Source organism: Streptomyces sp. TOM-9 (genome assembly GCF_056858595.1).
On sequence record NZ_JBXEQB010000001.1, the window covers coordinates 1,417,340 to 1,429,730 of the forward strand.

Annotated in this window: 7 protein-coding genes; 3 read left to right on the forward strand and 4 right to left on the reverse strand. The window is 69.4% G+C overall.

What is annotated here, in order from left to right:
• Positions 1-145 precede the first annotated feature (145 nt).
• From AC1VWI_RS06655 to AC1VWI_RS06665, 3 genes are all read right to left on the reverse strand, one after another.
• Positions 146-2,875: a glycosyl hydrolase family 95 catalytic domain-containing protein gene (locus AC1VWI_RS06655; RefSeq protein ID WP_499509999.1), complete on the reverse strand. Its 2,730-nt coding sequence runs from the start codon at positions 2,873-2,875 to the stop codon at positions 146-148.
• Positions 2,876-3,247: 372 nt separating this feature from the next.
• Positions 3,248-3,976 (reverse strand): sigma factor, encoded by a 729-nt coding sequence (locus AC1VWI_RS06660; RefSeq protein ID WP_499510000.1) that lies wholly within the window; start codon positions 3,974-3,976, stop codon positions 3,248-3,250.
• Positions 3,977-4,105: 129 nt separating this feature from the next.
• Positions 4,106-6,922 carry a helix-turn-helix transcriptional regulator gene (locus AC1VWI_RS06665; RefSeq protein WP_499510001.1) on the reverse strand — a complete coding sequence of 939 codons (2,817 nt, stop codon included), beginning with the start codon at positions 6,920-6,922 and terminating at the stop codon, positions 4,106-4,108.
• Positions 6,923-7,255: 333 nt separating this feature from the next.
• On the opposite strand from AC1VWI_RS06665, the gene AC1VWI_RS06670 reads away from it, so the two are divergent.
• The 3 genes from AC1VWI_RS06670 (at position 7,256) to AC1VWI_RS06680 (ending at position 11,166) form a co-directional block, all read left to right on the forward strand.
• Complete coding sequence (locus AC1VWI_RS06670) at positions 7,256-8,983, forward strand: FAD-binding protein (RefSeq protein WP_499510002.1); 1,728 nt, start codon at positions 7,256-7,258, stop codon at positions 8,981-8,983.
• Positions 8,984-9,490: 507 nt separating this feature from the next.
• Positions 9,491-10,699, forward strand: coding sequence for an acyltransferase family protein (locus tag AC1VWI_RS06675; protein WP_499510003.1), 1,209 nt, complete (start codon positions 9,491-9,493; stop codon positions 10,697-10,699).
• 344 nt (positions 10,700-11,043) lie between these two features.
• Positions 11,044-11,166, forward strand: coding sequence for a hypothetical protein (locus tag AC1VWI_RS06680; RefSeq protein ID WP_499510004.1), 123 nt, complete (start codon positions 11,044-11,046; stop codon positions 11,164-11,166).
• A gap of 407 nt (positions 11,167-11,573) precedes the next feature.
• Here the strand turns inward: AC1VWI_RS06680 and AC1VWI_RS06685 are convergent, their stop codons facing one another.
• Positions 11,574-12,317: an SDR family oxidoreductase gene (locus AC1VWI_RS06685; RefSeq protein ID WP_499510005.1), complete on the reverse strand. Its 744-nt coding sequence runs from the start codon at positions 12,315-12,317 to the stop codon at positions 11,574-11,576.
• Positions 12,318-12,391 lie beyond the last annotated feature (74 nt).

A 12,391-nucleotide genomic window follows, 5' to 3' on the forward strand; every position in this document is an offset into this window, starting at 1 on the left:
ACCGTACCCGCGGCGCCCCTGCGGACGCACCAAGGGATGTCGACGATTCCAGGATGCTCCGTGCGGTTCCATGGGCTCGGCCGGACATCGGCCCAGCCCATGGAACCCGACCGGGGGCACGTCCTGCCCTCGGTCCACGGACGCCCTACGACGTGATGCGCAGGGCGTCCACCATCCCCACCGAGGTGCTGCGGTTGACGATGCGGATGATGTGCGTTCCCCGGGTCAGGCCGCTACGTTGCCAGACGGTCTGCTGCACCTGCCGCGCGCCGGAGACCCGCAGGTCCACGGTCGCCTGGAGGGCGCCGTCGAGGTAGACGTCGACCGGTCCCATGTCGCCGTTGCGTTCGGAGATGTAGGCGACGCCCGTACCGGTGAAGGTGTACTGGGCCACGGCGTTCACCGTCGTGCTGTGGTGGGTGTCGTCGTTGTAGTCGCCGTAGCCTCGCCCGCTGGTCGCGTACCAGTTGCTGTCGTAGGTCAACTGGGTGTCGTTCACCATGGGGTTGGGGGTCTGGGCCATGCCCAGTGTGGAGGTGGTGCCGCTCAGGGCCTTCTCCCCCTGGTTCGCGGATCCGGTGAGCCGTACGGGGGTGTAGGAGGACAGCGGCTTGGCGGTGCGCTCCACCACGTACACCCGTCCGGCGACCGTGGGGAGGTCGAACTCGGCTGCGCTCGTGGTGAGTACGGTCGTGCCACCGGTGACGTCACGTACCCTGACCTGCTGGCTCCCCCACGGGTTCACGACCCGCGTGGTGTTGCCGTACAGACTCTTGATGCCGATGTACTTCACCTCGCCCGCCTCACGCTCCGAACTGACCGTGAAGCCGCCCTTGGCCAGCAGGGTGAATCGTCCCGTGAACGAGGAGTCGCTCGGCGCCGCGGGGAAGACCCGGATCTTGTCGTTGTAGGACTGGAGCAGCGACTCGTTGAGGGCGGCGAGGTGCACCCCGAGGTACTCGAAGACGCCGTTGGTGTTGTCGGTCATGCCGTTGGGATAGGTCTGGTACTTGCGGAGCATCGTCTTCATGCCCTGGTACGCCTGATCGCCCAGCCCCAACCGGGCCGCTTGCACGGCGTCGTTGGCCCAGACGTTGCCGTACGGGAAGGGACGGGCGTTGAAGGTGTTCACGGCCTTCTGCTGATCCGGGTAGCCGATGCCGGTCCGGTCGTAGGGCCAGATGATCTCGGCCGCGACGTTCTCCCCGTTGCGGGTCTGCGCGAGCGGCGGGGTGTGCGGCAGGTAGACGTCCGTGGTGGACGGGTAGGCGATCAGGTTGTCCACGATCCGCTGCCACTGCGGGCGCAGGTCGGCGTCCAGGCCCAGGGACTGGGACGCGCGGATCGCGAGGGGGAACAGGGTGCGCACCGCCGCGAGGTCGGTGATCGCGTTCGGTACGTTCCAGTACGTCTCGTGCGCGTGCGAACTCGCCACGTGGTACTTGCCGGACGCGGAGTCGTAGGACAGCTTCGCGGCGTAGAACTTCACCACGTCCCGCATGAAGGGGTACGCGGTGTCCCGCAGGTAGGCGGTGTCGTTGGTGTACGCGTACTGGAGGTACATGTTGTACGCGGCCTCGGTGCCCGTCGACCAGATGTTCTTCGTGAAGTCGCTGTTGACGGTGCCCCGGGCATTGCCGTCCCAGCCCATGGTCTCCGGCACCCACAGCCCGTCGACGTTGTAGCGGGTCCGGGTGTACGCCTTCAGCGCCGCCGAGTTGCGGCTGTAGAGGCGGTTGAAGCCGGCCAGCAGGTCGACGTGGTTGGAGGCCAGGAAGGAGTTGTAGACGTCGCGCTGGTTCCAGAACCAGTAGGCGTTGCTCCACTTGGTCTGGTCACCGGTGGCCCGGAACACGCCGTTGATGAAGTGGAACGGATTGGTGCCGTACCCGCCGGCGGCGATCATGTACGTGCTCAGGTAGTAGACGTTCTCCAGGTAGTCCGCGTCCCCGGACAGCCCCGAGTACTGCACGAACGACGTGCCCCAGAAATCGTGCCACCAGGACGTGAAGTCGCCGAGCGTCGCGCTGTAGCCGCGGCTCTTGGCCGATGCCAGCGCGCGCTTCGCCTCGGTCACCGAGTCGTGGGAGGGCGCGTTGAGCCGGCTGCTCGCGGTGAACCAGATGGTGTAGCTGCGTGAAGGGGTGATCGACAGCCGGACGGTCCGGCCGTCGACGACGCGTGCGTTGTAGGCCGCTCCCTCCACCGTGGCCGCCAGGGTGTAGCCGAAGTTCTGCGGGTCGGACTGGCCGCGGCTGAGTCCGGCGCCCGTGGAGTCGGCGTACGTGGAGACCGTCTTCCAGGTGTTGAGGTCGGGCACGTCTCCGCTGTTGCCCAGCTGGGAGGTGTCCCACAGGCTCAGGTCGAGGTTGACCGCGGAGACCCCGGAGCGCGAGTCCTCCACGTGCACGCCCATGACCTCGGAGTTCGGCACGCCCATCACCGTCACCGTGCGGTTGGCGTCGTACCTGGTGGTCAGGGTGCCGTCGTAGAGCGACAGGCGTTGCTGATAGGTGCTGTAGCCGCTCTCGAGCGCCGGGGTCGTGGACAGGTTGAGCAGTCCCGCGCCGAACGCCGTCTGCTGCGAGGTGTCCACTCCGGAGACCTGCATGGTCAGCCCGTTGTTCTGCCAGGCCATCGCACCCGTACGGCCGTTTCCGACGGTGAGCCCGTGCAGCGGGTTGGTGGTGGGCCGGTTGTAGACGAGGTCGTGCTTGGACAGGTAGGCGGCGCGATCCACGTTCAGGGCTCCGGTGGCGGAGTCGAACGCGGCGTCCGTCGGTGCCGCCGCGGCCGGGGCCGAGAGGCCGACGGCGGTCGCGGTCATGATGCAGACGGCTGCGAGCGCGGCTCGCACGAGTCTGCGCAGTCTCATCGAATGCCCTCCCTGCTGGTCATGGGGGTGACGACCGGTGCCGGACAGCGCGGGGCTGGAGCGTGAGCGGTCGCATCGAGCCTGATTGATCGGATGACTTGGCCGGACTGCTTCTTCGGCGCACTCACTTCCCCGAGCCGCACGAGGGCATGGAGAAGCGGTGCACCGATCGGGACATGTAACCGAATGACCAAAGCACGGCACACGAGGGCTGTTCGCCCTCGACGCGCCTACGACAAGCGGAGGTACGGCGTGCGGGTACACCACGACATCGGCATGGCCGCGTCAAAGGAAGTGAACATCGGATGTCTTGACCGGTCAACACTCAGCGCAAAACGTCCGGCCGACAAGGTCGGCCGCCCACGCAGCGCGTCAGGCCGGCCGGCGGCCCGGACGCGACGGCTGAGGGGGCGACGGCAAGCGGTGCGGATGACCGTCGGGGGCGAGCAGCTGTGTGAGGTCTTCGAGGTCACCGGTGACAGCCGCGGTCTGGAAGGCGGCGACGAGGCGACGGTGCGAGTCCGTGGGGACCGGCCGCTTGCGATCACTCTGCAGGCGGGCCTGCGCGCGGTGGACCAGTTGTCGTGCGTTCGGGGCGTTGGTCCGAAGTACCCCCGCGAGCTCGGCATAGGTGTAGTCGAAGCCCTTGCGCAGCACGTAGGCGGCCAGTGCGTCCGGCGTCAGCTTCGCCATGAGCAGGGCCAAGGCCTCCTTGATCGCCGCGGCTTGCTCGGCACGCAGCAGGGGATCCTGGGCGGCCCGGTCGACGCGGTCGACCAACTCCCACTCGGTCGGGGTTTCGTGGCGGTGTCGCGCGGACTGGATGACGTTGATCGCCAGTCGGGTCGTGGCGGCGGTCAGGAACGCGGCCGGATTCTCGATCTTCGCACGGTGGGTGCGCTGCCAGCGCACCCATATCTCCTGGACCACGTCCTCGGCTCCCGGGACGTCGCCGAGAACGTGGTAGGCGACGCGGAACAGTCGCGTCCGCTGGGCCAGGAAGATGTCGAGTGCGACGTCCAGGTCGTCCAGGTCGTCCGGGGCCGACCGGGCGACCGGGGGTTCGGTCGGCGTGGTCGTCTCCAGGCTGGGCGCGGACAATGAGGGCTCCTCTTCGTGGACAGCGCCCATCGAGGGCGATGCCTCCACCCTCGGTTCGCGGCACCGCTCACCGCGCCCTGGAAGTCCGTGGTCGAGTCCGTAGGGACCCCGGGGGGCCCGCACCGGATCTCAGCCGGATCGCACCGTGCCCGCGCCCTTGGTGTCCGTGGCCGGGGCCTTCGTGAGGGCACCCGGCAGCGCGCGACGTGAGCTGATCCCGAGCTTCGTGTACACCTTCCGCAGGTGCCACTCCACGGTGTGCGGGCTGATGAACAGCTCCGCACCGATCTTCGGGTTCGTCATGCCGGCGGCGGCGAGGGTCGCGATCTGCGACTCCTGTGGGGTCAGGGCGCTCTCCGGCTGGGATTCCCGCACCCGGACGTGCTCGCCGGTGGCGAGCAGCTCGCGGCGGGCCCGCTCGGCGAACGCCTTCGCCCCCATTCCGCCGAACATCTCGTGGGCCGTGCGAAGGTGCTCCCGGGCCAGTGAACGGCGCCGGCTACGGCGCAGCCACTCGCCGTACAGCAGGTGGGTGCGTGCCACCTCCACGGCCACGACCACGCGGTCGCGGCCGAGCTCCTCGATCGCGCTCCGGTACAGGCCGTCGGCCTCGTCGCCGTCGGTGAGGAGAGCCTGGCTGCGCGCGGTGACGCCACGGGCCCAGCCGGAATCGGCGGCGCGGGTGAGTTCGACCAGCCGGGCGAGCGAGGCCCGGGCCTGGTCGAGCTCGCCGCACCGGGTCGCGGCCTCGACGTGTTCGACCAGCGACAGACCGGTGAAGTTGAACCCGTCGTGCTCGATGCCCGAACGAGCGGCCACCAGGGCCTGGTCGTAGCGTGCCAGGCCGTTGAACAGCACGCCTTGGATGTAGCCCGTGACGCCGAGGAGGGACACCTCGCCACGTTGCGCGGCTCTCTCCTTGGCCTCTTCGATGAAGGGGGCGGCGACGTCCTCGTCGCCCCGCCAGGCGGCCAGGACAAGCGTCGCATATTTGTGCGGGGCGTGACCGGTCGCGTCGGCGATCGCGTCGGCTTCGTCGATCATCCGTTCCGCCTCGGCGAATTCGCCGGTGTGGATGTGCACCCCGCTGGCGTAGATCAGTGCCGGGGGCAGCGCGCCGAGCGCTCCGATGTCGCGCGCCAGGCGCACCGCGCGAGTCGACAGCGTGTCCCACGCGCCCAGGTCCCAGGCGTAGTGGATGAACGCCTCCAGCGCGACCGGGGCCAGGAGGAGCCAACGCATCGTCGCCTCGCGGGTGCTGACGTCCTCGTGTGCGAGCGGCTCCAGCGCGCGGCGCAGTGCCCGGCCACCGGCCTGGTGGTCGTCCGCGAGGAGCGTGGCCACACCGTCCAGGAGCAGGTCGGCAGGGTGGGAGCCCGAGGGGGGCGCCCCGGACCCGCGGGCCGCGATCGCCGCGGCTTGGGCACCCGCCGGACCGTGGACCCTTCCCGCGAAGATGGTCGCGCTGATCGCCTCGAGGTAGGTCTCCCCCGCCAGAGGCGATCCGGCAGCGGTGAACTGTGCGGCGGCGTCGAGGAGCAGCGGTGCCGCTTCGTCGCTGCGGCTGCGGGCGAAGAGGATCCTGGCACGCAGGCGCGCCAGGCGGGCGCGGTCCAAGGGGCTGAGGGGACTCAATTCGGCCAGCGTCGCCTGCTCGGTGGCGCGGTCAGGGGAAGCGGCCGAGAAGTGCGCCTCGGCGGCCGCGAGGGCGCGGCGTCCCCGGGACCAAGGGTCCGGCGTCACCTCGGCCGCGCGCTCCAGCAGCACCGCCTCGGCCGCCATGCCGCCCCGCTGCCGCGCTCGGCCTGCTGCCTGCTCCAGACCTGCGGCGACCTCCTCGTCCGGCCCGCCGACAGCCTGCGCGGCATGCCAGGCGCGCCGGTCGGGATCCAGGACCGGGTCCGTGGCCTCAGCCAGCGCCCGGTGCACCGCGCGGCGTTCTTCGGGGTCGGCCTGGTGGTAGACCGCCGAACGGACCAGCGGGTGCCGGAACCGGACGGACTCGCCGAACTCGATCAGGCCGGCCGCCTTGGCCGGTGCCGCATCGGGAGTGATCTTCAAAGAGGCGGCTGCGCGGACCAGCAGGCGCGCGTCACCGACCGGTTCCGCCGCGGCGATCAGCAGCAGCGTCCGGGTCGGTGCCGGCAGCGAACCGAGCCGGCTGGCGAAGTCCCGTTCGATCCGGCTCGACACCGCACCTGGGACACCCGGGGAACTCGAGTCCAGCCCGTATGCCAGATCGGCGGCGCTGCGGCCGCGGGAGAACTCGAGCAGCGCGAGCGGGTTGCCGTGCATCTCGGCCACGAACCGGTCCCGGACCCGCTTCTCCAGCCGCCCGCCCACGGCGGCCTCGAGGAGCTCTCCCGCCGCGGCGGCGTCGAGGCCGTCGATCCGCATCTCCGGCAGACCGACCAGTGCGGCCCGCCCCTCGGGGTCCCGTACGGCGAACGTCATCGCGACTGCCTCGGCGAGGAGCCGCCGGGCCACGAACTCCAGTGTCTGCAGGGAGACCTGGTCCAGCCACTGGGCGTCGTCGACCACCACGAGCACCGGTCGGGTCTCCGAGGCCCGGGTGAGGAGGGTCAGCACGGCGAGGCCGACCAGGAAGCGGTCTGGCGGGTCTCCGGCGGCCATCCCGAATGCCACGCGGAGGGCATCGCGCTGGGGTCCCGGCAACGCTTCGACCTCGGTCAGGAACGGCGCACACAGCTGGTGCAGGCTCGCGTAGGGCAGCTCCATGTCGGCTTCGATGCCTCGCGCCCGGGTCACCGTCACCCGCGACGCCTGGGTGGCCGCGTACTCCAGGAGCACCGACTTCCCGATGCCCGCCTCGCCACGGATCACCCATACCCGGGACTCACCTTTGCGCAGGCCGGCCAGCAGGTCGTCGATTGCCGCACACTCGCGATGCCTGCCAACCAGGACGGGAAGCGGGCTGGCGGTCATGCGACGCGGCTCCTAGAGGTTCCTGGGACGGCTCCCACGACGGCTGGCTGGACGACCGTCGAACCATACCTGGGACGACCACCGCATTCACACTTTACGTGGCACACTATTGTGAAGAGTGAGAGTCCGGGTCGAACGCTCGCGACCAGCAGCAAGGCCCGCAGGGGGCGGGCCTGGGTCCGCTGTATCGCCATCACGGCGTCGCCCTGCCCGGCAAGGGATGGCAAAGCGTGTGACTTACTCCACAGCGAAGAATTTCCCGGGGCTGTCACGGACGGCTCCCCTATCGGGTCAGGCACTGCCTATCGCCCGTCCGCTGTCCCAGGAGGTTCCATGTCATCGCCCGGACACCAACTCGCGACGTCCGTTCTCGTGGTGGGAACCGGTGGGTCAGGCCTTCGAGCGGCCATCGAGGTCGCCGAAGCCGGTGTCGCGGTCATCGCGGTGGGCAAGCGCGCGGCCGACGACGCCCACACCGTCCTGGCGTCCGGTGGTGTCAACGCGGCGCTGGCCCCCTCCGACCGCGCCGGCACGTGGGAGCAGCATGCGGCTGACACGTTGCGGGAGAGCCACTCGCTGGCCGACCCACGCACCGTACTGGTCGTGACCCGCCACGCCGCACGCGGGATCCACGACTTGGAACGCTACGGCATGCACTTCGACCGCCATGGCGACGGCCGGATCGATCCGCGCCACTTCGGCGCCCCCGCGTACCGACGCACCTCCCTCGCAGGCCACTCCCCCGGCTCGGAGGTGCAGCGGGTGCTCCGCGCACACGCGAACCGGCTCGCCATTCCCATCCTGTCGAACCTGTACGTCACCCGACTGCTGGTCGACGACGGGACGGTGTTCGGTGCCTATGGATTCGACCTCGTCGACGGCTCGCGCTACGTCGTGCATGCCGACGCCGTGATCCTCGCGACGGGAGGGCACACGCGCATCTGGCGGCGCGCGTCGTCGCGTCGCGACGAGAACACCGGCGACTCCCTCCGCCTGGCCGTCGAGGCCGGTGCCCGGCTGCGTGACCCCGAACTGGTGCAGTTCCACCCCTCAGGGCTGATCAATCCGGAGAACGCGGCCGGCACGCTCGTCAGCGATGCCGCACGCGGCGAGGGCGGGGTCCTGCTCAACAACCTCGGTGAGCGGTTCATGAGGCGCTACGACCCCGAGCGGATGGAGCTCTCCAGCAGGGACCGGGTCGCGCTGGCGTCCTACACCGAGATCAAGGAGGGTCGCGGAACCCAGGCCGGCGGTGTGTGGCTCGACCTGTCCCACCTGCCGCGCGAGACGGTCCTGACGCGGCTGCCGCAAGTGCACCGGACCCTGCTGGACCTGCAGATGGACGTCACCCGCGATCCGATCGAGGTCGCACCTACCGCCCACTACTCGATGGGCGGCGTCTGGGTCCGGCCTGAGGACCACGGCACCGACGTCAACGGGCTCTTCGTGATCGGGGAGGCCGCCAGTGGACTGCACGGCGCGAACCGGTTGGAGGGGAACCCGCTGATCGAACTGCTCGTCTACGGCCGGATCGCCGGCCGGGCCGCGGCAGCCTACTCGGCCGGGCTCGCCGGCCAGCAACGGTCGCTGGGGGCGATCCGCGCCGCGGAGACGGAGGTGAACCGGCTGCTGGCCGCTGACGGCGACCAGAACGTCCGCGGGCTGCAACGGTCGGTGCGGCACCTGATGACGAAGCACGCCGGCGTCGTACGGGACGAGGCCGGGCTCGCCGCCGGGCTCGCCGGACTCGACGAGATCGAGGCCCGGATGGCGGACGTGGGTGTGCACGTCGACATCAGCGGCTTCCAGGACCTCGCGTTCGCCTTCAACCTCCGCTCCACCGTTCTCGCCGCCCGGGCGACACTGGAGTGTGCTGTGGAGCGGCGGGAGACGCGGGGCTGCCACAACCGGTCCGACTACCCCGATCTCGACCCGGACCTGACGGTCAACCTGGTGTGGTCGCCGCAGACCGGGGTGCGCCGGGAAGCCGTCCCGCCCATCCCCACCGACATCGCCGAGTTGATGCAGGACGTGTCAGCCGACGGCAAGGTGCTCGGGTAGGGGTCCCCACCCTGCGGGCGCCACGACACGGGCCGCGTCACCGCGCCCGGATCCGCCGCGGAGGACCGGGCTGTGGCTCCAACCGTACCGCTTGAGCGGGGTGGTGATCCCCTGGCCTTGAGTCGTGTGAACGGTGTGAAGCGGATGCCGTACCTGCTCGGTCCCGACCGCCCCCTCTCCGGATTCCCGGCGCCGGTGCCACCGCGCACGCCTGCTCACGAAGCCGACGCCACATGCCTGAGCAGGAGAAATCGACGCTCACGTGCGGTCGGCATGCGGCTTCCGTCGGCGTCGACGTCCTGACCCCACCGATGAAGGTGTGGAGACCGGGAAAAGAAACACACTCCTATACAGCGTGTGTATACATGGCATGTATAGTCCTGGACGTGCTCACCGGTCACACCGTCCGCGGTTTCCACCTGAGCGCCCAACCAATCCGCGGCCATGCCCTGTTCTCGCTGGGGTTCATGGTCTGCGACGAGCGATCCACGAAGAGGCACACACGGCATGAGCGTGCATCCCGGTAAGGAACGACAGGCCTCGAGTCATGGCCACCGCCCCGTTGAGATCAGCGGGTCCGTCGACTCCGGCCGACCGCAAAAGGGGCCGGTACGACTGGCCGCCATCGACGGGCTCCGCCTGGTGGCAGCGGCCATGGTGGCCGCCTACCACTATCTGGGCACGCCCACCCCACACTTCTGGGGGCGGACCGAACTCAAGGACGCCGTGCCGCTCCTGCACACGCTCAGCGGTTACGGCTGGCTCGGCGTCGAGTTCTTCTTCATCATCAGCGGATTCGTCATCTGCATGAGCGGCTGGGGACGTACACCCGCGCAATTCACCGTCTCCCGCGTCTCACGACTCTTCCCTGCCTACTGGTGCACGGTGCTCCTGGTGGTCGCCCTCGTCGTGGTCGCGCAGCTGGGTCACTGGGACGCCGCCACGCGCATCGACACCCGCACGGTCCTGGGAAACCTGACGATGGCTCCGGGCCCACTCGGGCTTGACCTGGTCAGCGGCGTGAGCTGGACGCTCTGGGTGGAAGCCCGCTTCTATCTCCTGATGGCCGTGCTGCTCGTCTTCGGGCTGACCTACCGGCGGATGGTGGCGTTCTGCGGAGCATGGCTCCTGGCCGGCACCATCGCACTTGAAGTCGACTCGCCGATGCTCGACGAGTTCGTACTGAGCCGGTACACCGGCCTCTTCGTCGCCGGCATCGTGCTCTACCTGATGCGCAGGTTCGGCCAGAACCTGCTGCTGTGGCTGCTGCTGGGTTTCGCCTGGTGCTACGCACTCACCGTGCTGGAATTCCGCGTGGCGGACCACGCCGGTGGCGAGGGGCGGCCCTCCTGGGCCGCGTGCGCGGCCATACTCACCCTCTGCCTCGCGCTGCTGGCACTGGCCGGTGTCGGACCATGGGCCGGAGTGCGGTGGCGTTGGCTGATCACAGCCGGCGGACTGACGTATCCCTTCTACCTCGTCCACCAAAGCATCGGGATCCCCTTGGCCAAGGGACTGCTCAAGGCAGTCCCGGGGCTGGGACTACTGCCTTCGATGACGGTGTCCCTTGTCTTCGTGCTTGGTCTCGCCGCGCTCATCTACACACAAGTGGAGCGACGGGTGGGACGCCTCCTACGACACCGCCTCACGCTGGACGTCGACCTGCCCGGCCGGTCGGCAAGGGCGGCGCTGCCGGGCCACGTCCTGGGGGTGTGAAGTCCCCCCTGCCTACGGAGCGAGGCCGTTTGGCGATGGTCGTTGATCAAGCACCGCTGTACCGTGTGCTTCCAGATCAGAGGGGGGGTGTTCGTGAGTGCTCATCTGTGCAGCCGTGTGGATGTACCCGCACAAGGACAAGATGGACGACGATCGCTCCGGACCGGTGACGACGACATCGGTCGATGCAACTGGGCCGAGGGAGCTGTGATGCGGTGGGGTTCGCGTGCCGCTGTCGTAGCGGCGGATGAGGCTGCTTCCCGACGTGGCGCGGGACGGCAGGTGTATTCGGTGCTGTCGAGTTGGAGTCTGCTCGGGCCGGGACGACGAATGACCTCTCGGATGTGATCGAGCAGGTGGAAGCGGTGGGCTGGACGTTGGATCGTGTGGCACCGGCGCCGGTCGCCGCGCATCGCCGCCCGATGGTGCTCCTGGTGTTCCGCGCCCTGATGCCGCAGGACCAGTAGCCCGCCTGCACCGCGTGACGGTCGCGGGTGACGTGCCGGTCGGCGTCGGGGGCAAGGCGAGCCACTCGATCAAGGGCGACGCCTCCCACTACACATCGGTCGCCTGACACGGGGGTGAGTCGATCCACTCGCTCCGTATCGGCCGTGCCCGCGTGAGCGGTTGGCCCATCCGCCCGCGCGGTGAGGACCTCGCGTACGCGGCCGGGCAGCCGGGCGACGCCGGAGAAGCTCTGGCTCCCGTTCCGGACCGGTTCGTGCGCGGTACCACGCACGAACCGGGACCCTCGCGAGGCCCCACCGCGCAGCCCACAGGCGGTGGGGTCTCCCTCATCCGTGGGGTGCGGATGGTGGCCCAGGGCCGTGGGCGGCTGAAGACGGCCTGGCAGCGGCGCGTCACTTCCTCCGCCTCACTGCCGGGCGCCGCCCTCCGGGTCACCGTGGGTTCCTGACTGCGTGAGGAGCGCACCGTACGTCTCGCCCGGGTCGGCGCTGAGCGCCGCCTTCGCCAGGCGGGTGTCCTCGTCCGCGAGGACTTCCAGTTCGCCGGCTTCGAGTCCGTCCAGGGCTTGGCGCACGACATCGGCGGGGTCGTTCTTCGGGATGTCCCACCCGCTCATCATGTCCGTGTCGGTCGAGCTCATCAGCAGGCCGGTGACCTGGGTGCCCTGCCCCGCCAGCTCCAGGCGGACGCCGTTGGTCAGGCTCCAGGCGGCCGCCTTGGCGGCCGCGTAGGAGTTGGCGCCCGGATAGGAGAGCCACGACAGACGCGAGAGAACGTTCAGGATCGCGCCGCCGCCGTTCGCGGCGAGCACCGGGGCGAAGGCACGTACGACCGAGAGGGTGCCGTAGAAGGAGGTGTCCAGCTCGCGGCGGATCTTGTCCAGGTCACCGGTGACGAGGTCCTGGTAGAGGCTGATGGCCGCGTTGTTGATCAGCAGCGTGACGTCCGGTGCGGCTGCGGCCGCAGCGGTGACGGAGGCGGGGTCGAGGAGGTCGAGGCGCAGGCGCTCGGCGCCCGCGATGTCCACGCGCTCGGGGTCACGTGCGGTCGCGTACACCTTGGCACCGCGCGCGAGGAGTTCCTCGGCGAAGTGACGGCCGAGCCCGCGAGAGGCCCCGGTGATCAGTACTGTGCTTCCCGAAATCTTCATGCGGTCACCGTATGGCGCAGACCTTGAGTGGAACGATGGCTCAGTACCGCAAAAACATATCTGTTTGCCTCACC

Coding starts and splice junctions, on each gene's coding strand:
- AC1VWI_RS06655 (WP_499509999.1), bottom strand. CDS start 2,875: ATGAGACTGCGCAGACTCGTGCGAGCCGCGCTCGCAGCCGTCTGCATC.
- AC1VWI_RS06665 (WP_499510001.1), bottom strand. CDS start 6,922: ATGACCGCCAGCCCGCTTCCCGTCCTGGTTGGCAGGCATCGCGAGTGT.
- AC1VWI_RS06670 (WP_499510002.1), top strand. CDS start 7,256: ATGTCATCGCCCGGACACCAACTCGCGACGTCCGTTCTCGTGGTGGGA.
- AC1VWI_RS06675 (WP_499510003.1), top strand. CDS start 9,491: ATGAGCGTGCATCCCGGTAAGGAACGACAGGCCTCGAGTCATGGCCAC.
- AC1VWI_RS06685 (WP_499510005.1), bottom strand. CDS start 12,317: ATGAAGATTTCGGGAAGCACAGTACTGATCACCGGGGCCTCTCGCGGG.